At 63.6% G+C, this 16,202-nt stretch carries 15 protein-coding genes; 6 read left to right on the top strand and 9 right to left on the bottom strand.

What is annotated here, in order from left to right:
* The first annotated feature begins 142 nt into the window (after nucleotides 1-142).
* Both OS914_RS04170 and OS914_RS04175 read left to right on the top strand, forming a co-directional pair.
* A complete protein-coding gene (locus tag OS914_RS04170) occupies nucleotides 143-550 on the top strand; it encodes a metallopeptidase family protein (protein ID WP_267544795.1) in 408 nt (135 codons plus the stop codon).
* A gap of 337 nt (nucleotides 551-887) precedes the next feature.
* Entirely contained in the window at nucleotides 888-2,534 is a 1,647-nt protein-coding gene (locus tag OS914_RS04175) for a C40 family peptidase (RefSeq protein WP_267544796.1), read from the top strand.
* A 108-nt stretch (nucleotides 2,535-2,642) separates the two neighbouring features.
* Here OS914_RS04175 and OS914_RS04180 read toward each other — a convergent pair whose 3' ends face one another.
* Complete coding sequence (locus OS914_RS04180) at nucleotides 2,643-3,659, bottom strand: universal stress protein (RefSeq protein WP_267544882.1); 1,017 nt, start codon at nucleotides 3,657-3,659, stop codon at nucleotides 2,643-2,645.
* Nucleotides 3,660-4,119: 460 nt separating this feature from the next.
* On the opposite strand from OS914_RS04180, the gene OS914_RS04185 reads away from it, so the two are divergent.
* Nucleotides 4,120-4,707, top strand: coding sequence for an NAD(P)-binding protein (locus tag OS914_RS04185; protein WP_267544797.1), 588 nt, complete (start codon nucleotides 4,120-4,122; stop codon nucleotides 4,705-4,707).
* Here the strand turns inward: OS914_RS04185 and OS914_RS04190 are convergent.
* Complete coding sequence (locus tag OS914_RS04190) at nucleotides 4,704-5,357, bottom strand: copper resistance CopC family protein (RefSeq protein WP_267544798.1); 654 nt, start codon at nucleotides 5,355-5,357, stop codon at nucleotides 4,704-4,706. The genes OS914_RS04185 and OS914_RS04190 overlap by 4 nt on opposite strands.
* Nucleotides 5,358-5,555: 198 nt before the next feature.
* On the opposite strand from OS914_RS04190, the gene OS914_RS04195 reads away from it, so the two are divergent.
* Together OS914_RS04195 and hutG are read left to right on the top strand one after the other, a co-directional pair.
* Nucleotides 5,556-7,001, top strand: a complete 1,446-nt coding sequence (locus tag OS914_RS04195) for an NCS2 family permease (protein ID WP_267544799.1) — start codon at nucleotides 5,556-5,558, stop codon at nucleotides 6,999-7,001.
* A 93-nt stretch (nucleotides 7,002-7,094) separates the two neighbouring features.
* Nucleotides 7,095-8,084, top strand: a complete 990-nt coding sequence (gene hutG, locus OS914_RS04200) for a formimidoylglutamase (protein ID WP_267544800.1) — start codon at nucleotides 7,095-7,097, stop codon at nucleotides 8,082-8,084.
* Here hutG and hutH read toward each other — a convergent pair.
* From hutH to OS914_RS04215, 3 genes are all read right to left on the bottom strand, one after another.
* Complete coding sequence (gene hutH, locus OS914_RS04205) at nucleotides 8,077-9,651, bottom strand: histidine ammonia-lyase (RefSeq protein WP_267544801.1); 1,575 nt, start codon at nucleotides 9,649-9,651, stop codon at nucleotides 8,077-8,079. The genes hutG and hutH overlap by 8 nt on opposite strands.
* A gap of 152 nt (nucleotides 9,652-9,803) precedes the next feature.
* Entirely contained in the window at nucleotides 9,804-11,561 is a 1,758-nt protein-coding gene (gene hutU, locus OS914_RS04210; protein ID WP_267544802.1) for a urocanate hydratase, read from the bottom strand.
* 192 nt (nucleotides 11,562-11,753) lie between these two features.
* Nucleotides 11,754-12,548 carry an IclR family transcriptional regulator gene (locus OS914_RS04215; RefSeq protein ID WP_267544803.1) on the bottom strand — a complete coding sequence of 265 codons (795 nt, stop codon included), beginning with the start codon at nucleotides 12,546-12,548 and terminating at the stop codon, nucleotides 11,754-11,756.
* A 335-nt stretch (nucleotides 12,549-12,883) separates the two neighbouring features.
* Between OS914_RS04215 and OS914_RS04220 the strand changes: the two genes are divergently transcribed.
* On the top strand, nucleotides 12,884-13,636 hold the full coding sequence (locus OS914_RS04220; protein WP_267544804.1) for a GAF and ANTAR domain-containing protein: 753 nt from the start codon (nucleotides 12,884-12,886) through the stop codon (nucleotides 13,634-13,636).
* 39 nt (nucleotides 13,637-13,675) lie between these two features.
* Here the strand turns inward: OS914_RS04220 and OS914_RS04225 are convergent, their stop codons facing one another.
* Genes OS914_RS04225 through OS914_RS04240 form a run of 4 tightly spaced genes read right to left on the bottom strand, consistent with a single transcriptional unit; the run spans nucleotide 13,676 to nucleotide 16,084 of the window.
* Nucleotides 13,676-14,536, bottom strand: a complete 861-nt coding sequence (locus OS914_RS04225) for a spermidine synthase (RefSeq protein WP_267544883.1) — start codon at nucleotides 14,534-14,536, stop codon at nucleotides 13,676-13,678.
* Nucleotides 14,537-14,568: 32 nt separating this feature from the next.
* Nucleotides 14,569-15,519 carry a DNA-methyltransferase gene (locus OS914_RS04230; protein WP_267544805.1) on the bottom strand — a complete coding sequence of 317 codons (951 nt, stop codon included), beginning with the start codon at nucleotides 15,517-15,519 and terminating at the stop codon, nucleotides 14,569-14,571.
* Complete coding sequence (locus OS914_RS04235; protein WP_267544806.1) at nucleotides 15,512-15,880, bottom strand: thiamine-binding protein; 369 nt, start codon at nucleotides 15,878-15,880, stop codon at nucleotides 15,512-15,514. The genes OS914_RS04230 and OS914_RS04235 overlap by 8 nt, the downstream gene beginning before the upstream one ends.
* A 3-nt stretch (nucleotides 15,881-15,883) precedes the next feature.
* Nucleotides 15,884-16,084, bottom strand: a complete 201-nt coding sequence (locus tag OS914_RS04240) for a ferredoxin (protein ID WP_267544807.1) — start codon at nucleotides 16,082-16,084, stop codon at nucleotides 15,884-15,886.
* Between the last annotated feature and the right edge of the window lie 118 nt (nucleotides 16,085-16,202).

Consider the following 16,202-nt stretch of genomic DNA (forward strand, 5'->3'; position numbering starts at 1 on the left):
GACACATTCGAGACCCTCACAGTTGCCTGCGATCCTCCCGAAGTGGACTTAGAAAACTATAGGGCCTTGGCCGGGAATACACAAAACGCCCGGATCCGATACGCTCCGGCGGCAGGGACCATCTCAAGCGTACGCTGGAGCAATGCCGCGTAATCCCCTGGCGTCCATGCCATCCTTTGACCGATGCGAACTCACGCTGGCCGAATTCGAGGACGCCGCCGATGCCGCTGTGGCCCGGATCCCGCCGGAGCTGGCACGAGCCATGACAAACGTGGCCATCTTCATTGAGGAACGGTACATTCCGCGGGCGAATGAAGATCCTCAGACGTCCCTGCTGGGACTTTATGAGGGAACGCCGCTGACCGAACGCGATGCCTGGTGGGCTGCCGGCTCATTGCCCGACAGGATCACTCTCTACCGGCAGGCAATCCAGGACAGCTGCCTCTCGCGGGAGGAAGTCATCAACGAAATCACCGTAACGGTGGTTCACGAAATTGCGCATCACTTTGGCCTCGATGACAAGCGGCTGCATGCGCTGGGCTGGGGCTGACGCCTCTGGCCGATTGCCCGACCGCGGGCTTTAGCGCTCCCGCAGCTGCGCCCGTTAATATAGGGCAACGACACGCCGCCACAAATGGGACCAAACGTTGCCAGTGTTGTTTATGTTATTTATGTGATCAATGTTGCCAAAGTGACGTGGGCAACGTAATCTCAGGACTGCTGTATGAATGCAGCCCGGTTACGTCCTGTCCGCCCGGCGAGTCCGCTTCCATCGAAGCGCAGGCTGCCGGATGGATCCAGGAATAGCCTCCCCGATCGACGATCGCTTGTCTGTAGACGTCTACAGACCTGTGCATTCATGCGCCGAGCCGTAGTGAGGTTATTGAATGAATCTGGCGCCGCGTTGCACAGGGAACTCACGGACACCGTCCGAAGGGTCCGCCAAGGATCGTTCCTCCGCTGGCGTTGATCCGCGGGTTGGACGCAATTCCAGCGACGCCCGGCTGCGGACGTTGGCCCGCGGGACGGCTCTTGCCGCCACCGCCGTCCTGCTCACCGGTTCCTTCTTCTCCCCGGCTCAGGCCGCGCAACCGGCAGCTCCCTACACGGCCGCATTCCCTGCCGGTCCGCAGACTCCTTCCGCCGACGACATCGCAGCGGCGAAGGGCAACGAGGCAGCGACGAAGACCGAAGCGGACAAGATTGACTCCGTCCTCGACGACGCCACCAGGACTCTCGAGGGCACTGTCACCACATCGATGCGCGCCAACGACGACTACACCAGCGCGTTGGTGATCTCCCAGGACAAGCACGCGGCAGCCGATGCCGCCCAGGCCAGGGCCGAGGCAGCCGGCCAGGCGTCTGCCAAGGCCAAGGTGCAGGTGGGCCAACTGGCGGGGGACCTCTACAAGAACGGCGGGATGACGCCGAGCGTGCAATCCATGCTCAGTGGTGCCGCCTCGGCGGATTCGCTGTATCAGGCGTCCACGCTGATGGTGTTGGGCGAGAACCGCAGTAAGACTTTCCAGAGCGCTGAGGTCACAGCGTCCACCGCGAGTTCGCTGAGGGACCAGGCCGAGGCCGCACGCAACGCCGCCGACGACGCTAGTAAGGCAGCCGAGGACGCCAAGACAAAGGCTGTGGCCGCCAACGACGCGCAAAATACCGTGGTCACCGACAACGCACACAAACGCACTGCTCTCGTAGAGCAGTTGGCCGCCCTCCACAATACGACCGTGGCCCTGGAAGACACCAGAGTCACCGCGCTGGAGACGCAAAAAGCCGAGGCCAAGCTGACAGCGATAGTCGCCGCCTCCTCGAGCCAGCCCGCTCCCGTCGCCCCGGCTGCCGGGACGCAGACCAGTGGAACTGGCGCGCCCGGAACTCCAAACGCCGGTAATTCAAGTGCAGGAAATGCCGGGGCCAGCAGACCGGTGCCGCCCGCCGCCGTCGTCCCCGCACCAGCCCCCGCCCCCGCACCGCAGCCAGCACCGGCCCCGGCACTGCAGCCAGCACCCGCACCGCAGCCAGCACCGGCCCCCGCCCCGGCACTGCAGCCAGCACCCGCACCAGCGCCGGCACCAGCCCCGGCACCGCTGCCGGCACCGCTGCCGGCACCAGCCCCCGCACCGCCGGTCGCTGCACCGCCGACGGGCAATGGCATTGCGGGCATGGTCAATTTCGCGATGAATCAAATTGGCAAACCCTACGTCTACGGCGGCGACGGGCCGAACGTCTTCGACTGTTCCGGATTGGTTCACCGAGCCTTCGCCTCGGTAGGCATCAATGTTGCCAGGACCGGCACCCCGCAGTTCTGGAATGCCCCAGTCCGGGTCCCACTGAGCCAAATGCAGTACGGCGATCTCCTGGTGTTCGATGAATACCCCGCCGGCAGCGGCAACTTCGGCCATATCGCGATCTACATTGGCGGCGGCAAGGTAGTGCAGGCACTCAGCCCCACACAGGGAATCCAAGTCACCGAGCTGTCCTGGATGTCCGGAATGTCCCTCTATCCGTACGCCGCCCGCTACTAACCGACCTTCACTACCCGGTGAGTGTGGACATCTGCACACTAATGGCACCTGCCAAGGGGCAGACGTACCCACTCACCGGGTATTGAGGTAGGGGTTGAGGTTTTGGGTTCAGCCTTGGAAGACGGGGCCGAAGTCCGCGCGGTCGGCGAGCCTGGGATCTCCAGCCTTATCTTGGACCACCATGACGGGTCCCTTGGCGTGATGGAGTACCCCGTCCGTCGTTGAGCCCAAGAGCATGCCGGCGAAGCCGCCGCGCCCACGCGTTCCCAGGACCAGCAGCTCCGAGGACTGGGTGGACTCGATCAGGACCTCTACCGGCGGGCCTTCGATGAGCTCCGTTTCGATCGGCAGTCCGGGGAAATGGCTCTGCAGCCAGCGCTTGCCGGCTGCCAACTGCTCCTGAATATCCTTGAACAGCGATTCCCGGTCCAGCGGCGTCGGCACCCAGGCCAGCGATCCGGTGTACGGCGGCACCGCACAGATCACCCGCAGAGTACGGCCGGCGAGCTGGGCCTGCTCGGCAGCCTTCAATACGGCCAGCCGCGCACGGTCGGAACCGTCCACGCCAACGGACACCACATTGCGCACTTCTACCTTCTCCTGCGTGTTCCGCCGCGCCGAGGCCGGCCCGGACGGCTCGCCGAGGCGCTCACCGCAGCTCCACGGAACGGTCACGGTGGGGCACTTTGAGTGCGCCGGCAGGGCGCTGCTGACGGACCCCAGCAGCCGCCCCAGAAAGCCGCCCTTGCCGCGCGAGCCGAAGACCAGCAGCTCCGCAGTTTCGGACATGTCCCGCAGAACACCAGCCGGGTCGCCGTTTTCCACCCGGGCATCCATTTCAATGTTGTAGTCCGCCACTTTGGCGGCCGCCTGCTGCAGGACAGCCTCCGCGCCCTGCCGGATGACGTCGTCGTCAACCGTTGCATATCCGCCGTCCAGCCCGGACGCGGCAAAAATCGGCACCGTGTAGGCCGTCACCAAATGCAGCGGGCGCCCCCGACGCTGTGCCTCCCGGGCGGCCCACACCAGCGCGCAATTGCCCTGCTCCGAGCCGTCCAGCCCTACGACTATGCCAGTGGGCGCGGGAACTGCACGAGCCTGGTTCCCCGCCTCGTTACTGCCCATCGATTCGTCCACGACATTGCTCCTTTGCGGTTCCGGAGGTGCCCCGTCGACTGCACAGGCGCGAGTCAGGCCCCCCTAAATGCGACTATTGCCGGTTAGGCAGTGCGCGTCAAGTTGGCGCTCCAGTGCCGACCTACAACGACGACGGCAAGGCACGCGGCATGCCCACCTCCAGCACTTCCGGCCGGGCGCTATCCAGAATTCCAAAACTTCTGTAGTGTTCGAGAAAGTGCGGATTCGTTCGACGCTTTTCTTTCTACACCCAGCCACGCTGCGGACGCAGATTCTCTGGCTCAGGAGCGTCCGCGCCGGAATACTGCAGCCCCTGCAGCGGCTGAAAAGGGCACTGTGTCCTAGTGCTGAATATCCTCGGTGCTTGCTGGCTTGTGCTTGCTGGCTTGTGCTTAATGCCTTCTGCTTAATGCCTTGTCCTGAACGCCGTTGAAGGAGGAAGTACCCGATGACGAGTGCGCCCGCAGGTCCTGCCGGAGAATCAACCAGCACAGTGGTGATCGGTTCTGGATTTTCGGGTCTGGCTGTTGCCACCGAACTCAGCAGGCACGGCATCGACGCGATTGTGGTCGACGGCCTGGACTTCCTCTGCGGCGCTGTCCCGGGACGCCGCACGGAGCTGACGGATCCTGGCACACTCAGCGAGCGCGGCGATATCCTGCGGCTGCTGCGCCATTACGCAAGCAGACATCACCTGGACGTACGCGACTCAACCCGTGCCGTCCAGCTCAGCCGGGCAGCAGGCGCATCGGGCCGACAACCGAAGTGGATTATCCATACCGCTGATGGAATTCTGTTGGCAGATAACATTGTGCTGACCCGCTGCGCGCAGAACCAGCTGCGCCGGATTTTGATCTCGCTGGGCATTAAGATCGGCCGGGACGTTCTCAGTGCCATGCGTGCCCTCGGGCTATTCTGGGTCGGCGCGGGCGATCTGGTCGCGCCAACCACTCGGGAGATTCTGCATCAGGCAAAAGTAGTCAGCCAGGCAATTTCCACGCGCAACATCCCCTCCGCCCTTCCCGCTCTGTCCTAATCCGTTTTATTGAGCCGGCGCTTGGCCGTTATCGCCAGCCCGGCCACCAGTGCCACCAGCACCACAATCATCACGATCACGGCCCAAGGAATACCGTCAGCCGAGGAAACTGCGGGAACGGCTGCCGGCGTCGCGGAGTCTGTGGGCGGTACGATCGGCACCTGTGTTCCCGCTGAGGCACCCCCGGCACCCCCGCCTCCCGCGGCGGCCGTGGCCGTGAAGGTGAAGGTTCCTTCAATCGGATGACTGTCCGAGGACGCTATCCGCCACAGGACGGTGAATTTCCCCGCCGGTGCGCCGGGCTTCAGCTGCTCTGTCACGGTCCTGTCAAGCACCGCCACGGGGCCTTGCGCCCATTCGGTGCCGGCGCTGTCTTTAACGGAAATGGCGGAGCCCAGAGCCCCCGGGGTGTTGTTTAAAGTCACAGTGATCTGCTCCGGAGCTGTCGTCACCGTCGAGCCATCCACCGGGCTGGTGGATTCCACCGTGTCGTGGGCGGAGGCTGCGCTGGCAGAACCGAACAATCCGATGAGGAGAACGACGACGGCGAGCACCGCGCTCACGATGCCGCCCCTTGGGCTCGCGGCAACGGTGGGCGATGCGCGCCTTGGGCGCGCGCCAACGATGGGCGATTGTGTAATTCCGGTCATGACCAAGCTCTCCGTTAGCGGGGGATTTTCCCCTAACGCTACGCCAACGTGCCGGTTCGGGCCCACGTTCCATCCGGGACGAACGTCCCGGTCAGTCCTGCCGGGACCGGCGTAAAAAACAGTGCGGGAGGCAGAATACCCGCCATAAGCACTATTGTGAAGAGTCAGATATTTTTGCTTAGTGCTGGAGGGCATTCCATGGCGTCTCAAGACTCCGCTCTTGACCGTTATTTCCACATCACGGCTCGTGGATCCAACATCTCCCGTGAAATCCGCGGTGGTTTCGCCACCTTCTTCGCGATGAGCTACATTGTGGTGCTGAATCCGCTGATTCTTTCCGCGGCAGATTCCTCCGGTGATGCCCTCGGAATCGAACGCGTCGCCGCGGCGACGGCGTTCGTGGCCGGTGTGCTGACAATTCTCATGGGGGCCTGGGCCAAGCATCCGTTCGCCCTGGCCACGGGTTTGGGCGTGAATGCCTTTGTCGCCGTCACCGTGGCCACACACCCGGGCCTGACCTGGCCGGACATGATGGGCTTGGTGATGCTCTCCGGTATCACCATGTTCATTCTGGTGGTGACCGGCTTCCGGACCGCTGTCTTCAAAGCGGTACCGGAAGGCCTGAAAATAGCCATCGTCGTCGGGATCGGCATGTTCATCGCGTTGATCGGGCTGGTCAATGCCGGATTCGTTCGCCGCGTTCCGGACGCCGCGGGCACGACGGTGCCGGTAGGACTTGGCTTTGACGGCAAGCTGATCGGCTGGCCCACCCTGGTCTTTGTCTTTGGGCTAGTGCTGACAATTGCGCTGCTGGTCCGAAAGGTCAAGGGGGCTATTCTGATCGGCATCATTGCCTCGACTGTGCTGGCCAACATCCTCGAACTCACGTTGCACATCGGCCCCGCCGTGGCACCCGGCAAGCCGGCTAATCCGCAGGGCTGGTCCCTGGTTGCTCCCAAGCTCACCGACTGGAACCTTCCGGACCTGTCCCTGGTGGGGAAATTCGATCTCTTCGGTTCCTTCGCCCATCTGGGCTCACTGGCCGCGGTGCTGCTGGCCTTCGTGATTCTGCTGAGCATCTTCTTCGACGCCATGGGCACCGTGGTTGGCCTGGCCGGAGAAGCGGGCAGCATCGAAAAAGACGGCACCATCCCCAATCTGGACCGCGTGCTGATGGTGGACGCGTTTGGTGCGGTCGCCGGCGGCGGCGCATCCACGTCCTCCCACCAGATTTATGTCGAGTCCGGTGCCGGCATCGCCGAAGGCGCGCGCACCGGATTGGCCAGCATCGTCACGGGAGTGCTGCTGCTGATCGCCATGTTCGTCACCCCGCTGGTCCGGCTCGTTCCGTTCGAGGCCGTCGCCCCGGCCCTCGTCGTCGTCGGCTTCATGATGGTCTCCCAGGTGGGCAAGATCGACTGGAAGGACTGGGGCATCGCACTCCCGGCCTTCCTGACCTTCATCCTGATGCCCTTTACCTACTCGATCGCCAACGGCCTGGGTGCCGGGTTCATTGCGTTCGTCCTGATCCGCACCTTCCAGGGCCGCGCCAGGGAAATTCATCCGCTGATGTGGGTGGTGGCGGCGGCCTTCGTGATCTTCTTCGGCATCGGTCCGATCGAGCAGCTGTTCGGGGTCAAGTAGGCATCGGAGAGCCCGCGGGAACGATCCGGGATTCCGGACTGGTCTCGCCGTTTGGTGCTGGCGTCGCCGCACCCGATGGGGTGAGGTAGAAGGATGGACCTCGCACCGCTGACCATTGACATTCCCGCGCAGCCCTGGAGCGGGCGTAACGACGGCGACGGCGCCGAGCACCGCCGATGGTGGCAGGCCGTCACGGCGCTGGGCGGAGAAACCGCACTCGGTGCAGCCCTGCCCGCCGGGGGTACGCGGCCCGCCGTGCTGCTGGGCTTTTGCTCGGACGAGGGGGTCCGCCGCAATCAGGGCCGAGTCGGCGCTTCGGCGGCACCGGCGGAAATCCGGGCCGCACTGGGCTCGCTGGCCTGGCACGGCGAACGGACGCTCTACGACGCCGGCGATGTCCTGGTCTCCGGCGCCGGCCTGCTGGCCGGCCAGCTACGGGCGGGCGCAGCGCTGACGGCTATGCTCGACGGCGGCGCGCTGACGGTAGTGCTCGGCGGCGGCCACGAGATCGCGTACGCCAGTTACCTCGGCGTCGTAAACTCCCGGCGGGTACGCGAAGGTGCCCGGTGGGGAGTGCTTAATCTGGATGCCCATTTCGATTTACGCGATGCCCCGGTCCCCAGTTCCGGGACTGTGTTCCTACAGATGGCCAACGCCGAAGCCGAGGCGGGGCGCAGCCTTAACTACGCCGTCGTCGGTATCAGCGAACCGAACAACACCCGCGCACTTTTCCGCACCGCGGACCAGCTGGACGTGAAATATCTGCTCGATGAGGACTGCTCGCTGGAACGGGCCCGGGAGTTTGTCGCCTCTTTTCTGGAGCGTATCGACGTGCTGCATCTGACCATCGATCTGGATGTGTTTGAGGCATCGCTGGCCCCCGGCGTCAGCGCCCCGGCGGCCTATGGCGTTCCGCTTCCGGTCATCGCCGCCATCTGCCGGCAGGTCGCGGCGAGCGGCAAACTCTTTCACGCCGACGTAGCTGAGCTTAATCCGGAGTTCGATATCGACCACCGCACCGCCAAGCTGGCGGCGCGGCTGGTCAATACCGTGCTCCGGGCCGAAAGCTGCGGCCTTAGTTGAGCGCGCCGACGGCGGATTCCGCGGCCGCACGGATGGCACCACTGCCGACCAGACGGTCGGCTTCCTGCAGCTCCGGAGAGAGGAACCTGTCTGCGCCGGGCCCACTGACGCTCTGACGAAGGACGGCCAGGACGGCGGCACCGGCCGGGCCGGGCTGCAGCGGAGCGCGCATGTCGATGGCACGGGCCGCGGCCACCAGCTCAACGGCAAGGACGCGGCGCAGGTTCTGCACCGATTGACGCAGCTTGCGTGCCGCATGCCAGCCCATGGAAACGTGATCTTCCTGCATCGCCGAGCTCGGAATCGAATCGACCGAAGCGGGCACGGCCAGCCGTTTGCTGTCCGAGACCAGGCCGGCCTGCGTGTACTGGGCAATCATCAAGCCGGAGTCGACCCCCGGATCCCCCGCAAGGAAGGCGGGCAGGCCCTGCGAGCGCGCAGGGTCCAGCATTCGATCCGTGCGGCGCTCGGCGATGGAGGCAACGTCGGCGGCAACGATGGCCAGGAAGTCCAGTACGTAGGCTACCGGAGCGCCATGGAAGTTACCGTTGGAGCTGACCCGGCCGTCCGGCAGCACCACGGGGTTGTCGATGGTGGCCGCGAGCTCCCGGGTCGCCACCAAATAGGCGTAGTCCACGGTGTCCCGTGCGGCTCCGGCGACCTGCGGAGCGCAGCGCAGGGAATAGGCGTCCTGGACCCGGCTGTCCCCGACGCGGTGCGAGGCCACGATGGCGGAGCCGGAAAGGACACGCAGCATGTTATCCGCACTGGCCGCCTGGCCCGGGTGCGGCCGCAAGGCACCGTGCAGTTCGGGCAGGAACACCTGATCCGTCCCCAGCAGGCCTTCGACGGACAGCGCGGCGGTGATGTCCGCCGTCGCCAGCAGTTCACGCAGATCCGCAATGGCCATCAGCAGCATTCCGAGCATGCCGTCAGTACCGTTGATCAGCGCCAGGCCTTCCTTTTCCGCCAGCACCACCGGTTCAATCCCCGCCTCCGCGAGCAGTTCGGCGACCGGCCGGCCCGAGGGACCAAAGACCGTGCCGTCGGGGCCGGTCGCCTCGCCCTCGCCCATCAGCACCAGTGCACAGTGCGAGAGCGGTGCGAGGTCTCCGGAGCAGCCGAGTGAACCGAACTCGCGGACCAGCGGCGTGATGCCCGCATTGAGCACATCCACCATGGTCTGCACTACGACCGGACGGACACCGGTACGCCCGGACGCCAGCGTTTTGGCGCGCAGGAACATCAGCGCCCGGACCACTTCGCGTTCCACAGCCGGGCCCATTCCGGCCGCGTGCGAGCGGATCAGCGATTTCTGCAGCTGGGTGCGCATATCCATCGGAATGTGCCGGTTCGCCAAGGCTCCGAAGCCGGTGGAGATGCCATAGGCCGGAACATCGGAGTGCGCGAGCTTGTCGATGTGCTCCCGCACCCTGGCTACGGTGTCCAGGGCATCAGGGCTGATGGTCACCTTCGCATCGTGACGGGCTACGGCGATCACGTCTTCGGCCGTGACGCCGGAGCTGGAGAGGAGGACTTCGCGGGTTTCGAGAACTTCTGCGGACATGATTAGTTACTTTCTGAGTCTGGAGGATCGGTTCTGACGATCAGGTGGGCCGTGGACGTCCGCTACGGGGCTGCCGTAGCGGACATCCGGTACTGAGGCGATGGGACGGGTTCCCCTTGGCGTCATGCCGGGGAGGGGCGGGCCTGTGCGTATTAAGGCCGGGCGTCGGTCTCCAACATGGGAATCCGGACGCCGCGCTCGGCGGCTACCTCCAGCGCCCGGTCATAACCGGCGTCGGCATGGCGGATAACGCCCATGCCTGGATCATTAGTCAACAATCGTTCCAACTTTTGCGCGGCCAGCTCGGTGCCGTCAGCAACCGAGACCTGGCCGGCATGAATGGATCGGCCGATGCCGACTCCCCCGCCGTGGTGGATGGAGACCCAGGTGGCGCCGGAGGCGGTATTCAGCAGCGCATTGAGCAGCGGCCAGTCCGCAATGGCGTCCGAGCCGTCCGCCATTGATTCGGTTTCCCGGTACGGGGAGGCCACGGAACCGGAGTCCAGGTGATCACGGCCAATCACCAGAGGAGCCTTCACCTTGCCCTCGGCCACCAGTTGGTTGAACAGCACGCCGGCCTTGGCCCGCTCCCCGTAGCCGAGCCAGCAGATCCGTGCGGGCAGACCCTCGAATTCCACGTGTTTCTGGGCCGCATCGAGCCAGCGGTGCAGGTGAGCATTGTCCGGAAAGAGCTCCTTGAGGGCCTCATCCGTGACCCGGATATCCTCCGGATCGCCGGAGAGTGCCACCCAGCGGAACGGCCCCATGCCCTCGCAGAAGAGCGGGCGGATATAGGCGGGCACGAACCCGGGGAATTCGAACGCCCGGTGGTAGCCGCCCTTGCGCGCTTCGTCGCGGATCGAGTTGCCGTAGTCAAAGACCTCGGCGCCGGCGTCCTGGAACTCCACCATCGCCTGTACCTGGTTGGCCATCGACGTCTGGGCCTTTTTGGTGAATCCGTCAGGATCTGCACCGGCTTCACGCTGCCATTCATCCATCGCGATACCCTCGGGGAGGTAGCTGAGCGGATCGTGTGCGCTGGTCTGATCCGTGACGATGTCAATCGTCAGTTCACCGGCTTTGTGACGACGCAGCAGCTCAGGGAACACCTCGGCGGCGTTCCCGACATAGCCGACCGACAACGGCCGCTTCTCCTTTTTCGCGGCCAGCACCTTGGCGATGGCGGCAGTCAAGTCCGTTTCGACGTCATCGAGGTAGCGCTTGCCGGCACGACGGCGCAAACGCGTCTCGTCGACGTCGACAATCAGGACGGCGCCGCCATTGAGCGTGACGGCGAGCGGCTGCGCGCCGCCCATTCCGCCGCAGCCGCCGGTCAGGGTCAGCGTGCCGGCCAAGGTACCGCCGAACCGTTTTTGAGCAATGGCGGAGAAAGTTTCGTAGGTACCCTGCAGAATGCCCTGCGTACCGATGTAGATCCACGAACCGGCAGTCATCTGGCCGTACATCATCAGGCCTTCGGCCTCAAGGCGGCGGAATTCCGGCCAGTTGGCCCAGTCGCCGACGAGGTTTGAGTTGGCCAGCAGCACACGCGGCGCCCACTCGTTGGTACGGAAGACGCCCACCGGCTTACCGGACTGGACCAGCAACGTCTCATCCTTTTCCAGCGTGGTCAAAACGCGCGTGATTGCATCAAAGGCGTCCCAGCTGCGCACGGCACGGCCGGTTCCACCGTAAACCACCAGATCGTCAGGGCGCTCGGCCACCTCCGGGTCCAGATTGTTCATCAACATCCGCAGCGGAGCTTCCGTCTGCCAGCTCTTGGCCGTCAGCTCGGTGCCGCGGGCCGCCCTTACCGGGCGGGCACCCTTGGAGAAATCTACGCCCGGGCTCTTCGATGCGGGCGTATTCGATGCGGGCTTGGTGCTGCGGGACAGATCGGTCTGCGCCATCTCGACTCCTGATGGTTGTAAATGGAATTCTTATCTCCTACATCAAACAACGTGAGGCGGCGCACACCAAGACGTTTTGCCGCAGAGCCGTCTGGTATTCCAGACTCGGTGACCGAGTGGATCGCAGCTCAGGGTATTTGGCCGACCGGATCGCGCGCAGGCTATTCGGCCGGCCGGATCGCGCGCAGGAAATTAGGCCGCCGGCCGGCCATGAATGCGAAGAGATAGGTCATCGGCGACCTTCTGCACCCGCCGGGCCAATTCCGGCCACTGTTCCGCCGGGACCTTCTCCTCCAGGAACGTCACGGCAACTGCCGCCGTCGGCCAACCAATGTGGTCAGTGACAGCCGCGGCCACCGACCCAAACCCGGCGGTGACCTCACCGTTCTCGGTGGCATAGCCGCGCTGACGAACCTGATCCAGATGTGCCTGAAGGGCCGAGTATTTCAGGATCGGTGATGAGGTTTCGGTTCGACTGCTGAAGGCTGCGGCATTAGGGTACAGCGCCCGCACTTGAGATTTCGGTAACGCCGCGAGGATGGCACGCCCGCTGGCGGTCAAGTGGCTGGGGAGGCGGACGCCGACGTCGGTCACCAGGGAAGGCCTGTTTTTGGCACGCTCCTCAACGATATAGAGCACGTCCCGGCCATGTAGGACGGCGAGGTGTGCACTCTCACCGATCACGTCCACTAGGGCCGCCAGCATTGGACGCCCCAGCCTGGACAACGGCTCCTGGCGTGAATAGGCGCTGCTCAGTTCGAACGCACTGATACCCAGACCGTAGCGTTGCTCCTCGTGCAGATGAAGCACAAACCCGCTCTGCTCCATCACGCCGAGCAGGTGGTAGACGCTCGAACGCGGCAGCTCCAAGGCTGTCGCTATCGTGGATGCCGCGAGCGGGCCGCGCTTGGACGCCAGCAGTGTCAGGATCCGCAGAGTGTTTTCCGCGGCCGGAACCTTGGACGCCGCATTGGTCTGGCTGCGCATCTGGTCCTTCTCCTCGTCCTTTGCTGCCCGGGGGTTTGAGACCGGGCGGGAGATCCCCAGTCGTCTGGGATACCGTACTCAAGTTTGCCTCATCCCGCAGGGCTTCCCGCCCTCAGCTGACCACCATGTGTCTGGAATACCAGATAGGTGACACTCCGGCCGGCCTTCCGGGCAGGAAGACTATGATTGGGATTGACGGTTTAGCAAAAAACCGTTGGCACGCTCTCGGGGTCTGACGCCGGTACCCGCATCTGGACCTCATGCCAGCCGTGGGAACCGGAAGCGTCGTGATCGCATCGGGCACCGCGGAGCACCCATACGAACGGCGATCCCACGTGTCCAGTGAAGTAGCAGCACAGAACGACAAGGCCGAATCAGCCATCCACGATCATCTGCATAGTCTGATCCTGCAGAGTGTGGACGTCGAGGACTTCCTCGATGGCCTTGCCAATTACTCAGCGCAAAGTCTCTCCACCCCAGGAGGCAAAGTCCTGTGCGGAGTCACAGTTCTGCGGGACCGGAAGGCAGCAACCGTTGCCAGCAGCAGCGTCCAAGCCGGCCGGATGGACGAAATCCAATATAGCTTTGGCGACGGTCCTTGCATGACTGCATCCCGGGTACAAGCCACTATTTACGTTCCCAGCGTGGCGGAGGACTCCCGCTGGCCGGAATATCTGGCCGTCATAGCTGAACACGGCATCCGTTCGATTCTGGCAGTGCCTTTCAACCTTGAAGGGGATGCTAAGGCGGCCTTAAACCTCTATTCGGAAAAGGCGGCCACGTTTGATGCCCATGCCATTGATCTGGCCGAATCCTATACCCGGCAGGCCTCGCAGGCTCTGCGCCTGGGACTGCGCTTCGCCCAGCACATCGACACCGCCTCAAACCTGCGATCCGCCATGGAGTCCCGGACGGTAATCGATCTGGCAGTAGGCATCATCATGGCGCAAAACCGCTGCAGCCAGGAAAGAGCCTTCGGCATTCTCAGCTCGGCATCGAGCACCCGTCATATGAAAGTTCGTGATGTAGCGTCCACTTTGGTGGCTTCCATCGGTCAGGAAGCCCCCAACACGCACTACGAAAACTAGCAAGGGTTGCTCTGATCCATACCTGTCCAGAGCGGGAGGTCAGTCCTGCGGTTTGTCCGTGAGCACCTGCGCGGTGCGTCCAAAACTGCGCACCTCGGAGTCGTCCCACAAATGCGCCGGCATGGCTCCGCCCAGCAGTTCCCGAGGCAGCGAGGGGCTTTGCCCCAACGGGACGTCGCTTCCGGCAATGATGATGTTGCCGTACCGGCGACCCTTCAGCATGGTCGGGTCGGCAATGATCGCCGTATGCCGGAAGACGGCGCCTATGGTGGCCGCTTCACGCCTGGCCGTTGCCAGGGCAGGGCCGTCACCGCAGTTGACGATGTACATCCCGCCCGGGGCCAGGACCCGTCGGGCCGCAGCGGTGAATTCGGCGGTGGTCAGCGGCTTTGGCGTAAAGGCACCAGCAAAAACGTCCCGGATAATCAGGTCGCGGCTGCCGTCGCTGAGTGATTCGGTGACTTGCCGCGCCTCGCCCACCCGGATTTTCAGCAGCGGCGCCCGCGGCAAATCGAACCAACTGCGTACATAGCCGGCCAGTTTGGCGTCGATTTCGACCACGACGTTGCGTGATTGCGGGTAGGCGGCCACCAAGTAACGGGCCATGGAACAGGCCGCCCCGCCCAGATGAAGAACACGCAGCTTTTCGTCCGGCCTGTCCGCTGGAACCGGCCAGTGGCTATGCACCAAGGCGATGATCCAGCGCATGTACTCAAAGTCCAGCCGCAATGGATCGCCCAGGTCCAAGTGGGAACTCTGCACCCCATTGAGCTTGAGCAACCAACCATCGGGATGGTCGCCGTCGGCAATCAGTTCGGCCCGGCCGGTGTCGATTTCGTAAATTCCGGCGACGGGTCCGCCCGTGGTTCCAGCGGCCGGCTTATCCGCAACAGCGTCCATGCCTTTGCCCGATTTGGATCGCTGTCTGCCCACTAACGCGATCCCGCCTCAACCCTTAACAACGGCACGGGCGCGAACGTTGTATTCACCGGATACTGCCCCACGATGCGCACCTGGGATGTTCCGCTGGCCAGTCGTTTCCGCATGACCTCGATGGCTTCGGGATTCTGGTCCACAAGGACAAATTGCCGCTGAAGTTCCTGGGCAGCGGCACCAGTTGTGCCGCTGCCTGCGAAAAAGTCCAACACCCAGTCACCACGTTCGCTGCTCGCCTGAATGATCCGCCGCAGGATGCCCAGCGGTTTTTGTGTCGGATAGCCGGTTTTTTCCTTACCGTTGGGGGAAACAATAGTGTGCCACCACGTGTCCGTCGGCAACTTTCCGAGCGCGGCCTTCTCCGGTGTGACCAGGCCAGGGGCCATATACGGTTCGCGATCCACTTCCGTGCTGTTAAAGAAATACTTATCCGGGTTCTTGACGTACACCAGAATATTGTCGTGCTTAGCCGGCCATTTCTTCGTGGACCGCGCCCCGTAGTCGTACGCCCAGATAATTTCGTTGAGGAAGCAGTCGCGCCCAAACAGCGCGTCCAGAAGCACCTTGGCATAGTGCACCTCGCGGTAATCCAGGTGCAGGTAAAGCGTTCCATCCTCCGTCAACAGGCGCCAGGCCTCTTCCAACCGTGGCTCAAGGAATTCCCAGTACTCGGCAAAGGAGTCGTTGTAGCCCAAGGCCATCCCTTTGACGGTGTCGTAGCTTTGCCCCTTGAAGCCGATGCGGTTCCCAGTAGCGGAACGGACGTTCTTCATGGTCTGCCGGGTCTGGACTTTGCCCGTATTGAAGGGCGGGTCAATATAGATCAGCCGGAACGTTTCCGCCGGCAAAGTTTTCAGGAATTCCAAATTGTCGCCGTGGACAACCAGATTCCCTCCTTGAGGCGACCAGAGGCAGGACGTTGCGTCGCAAAACGGGGCCTCAGTCATCGCCCAGCGCCTTTTCCAGACGGTTCACCTTTCCGGTCAATTCATCCGTGTGTCCGGGTCGAATGTCCGCTTTCAAGACCAGGGACACGCGGCTGCCGAATTGGCCAACGGCCTCGGTGGCCCGTTTGACCACGTCCATGACTTCGTCCCAATCTCCCTCAACGGTGGTGAACATGGAATCCGTGTGGTTCGGTAGTCCGGACTCCCGAACAACCTTGACGGCGGCCGCGACGGCGCGGTGGACCGAACCGTCCTGAACGTAGGCATCCGCGCCTGATCCGACGGCGCTGGAGCCGGCGTGGACAGCGTCCCCGGTCTGCGCCGGGGTTCCGGAGGGGGCGAGTGAGAAGGCAACCAACATGCGCTAGTCCTCCTCTGCCCATTCGATGGCCTGGGCCGGGCACAGGAAAATGGCCTTATCAACATTCGCGTGCTGATCCTCCGGCGGCTCGTCCGTCTTCAGCCGGACCCGACCATCCTCGGGATCCTGATCGAATACCAACGGCGCGGCGATAATGCAATTGCCGCTGCTGACACAGCTGTAAGGTTCAATTTCAATCTTCATCGCTTGGTCTCCTGCCAAAAACGGGACATCGGCGGGCTGCAAGCCTGCCCCCGCCATCCTTCATTTTCCCCCACCGCAGCAGCCAAGTCCATGTGGCGGCAAGGCAAGCGCCTGGGAT

The sequence above is a fragment of the Arthrobacter endolithicus genome (assembly GCF_026627425.1).
In the GTDB taxonomy this organism is placed as follows: domain Bacteria; phylum Actinomycetota; class Actinomycetes; order Actinomycetales; family Micrococcaceae; genus Arthrobacter_M.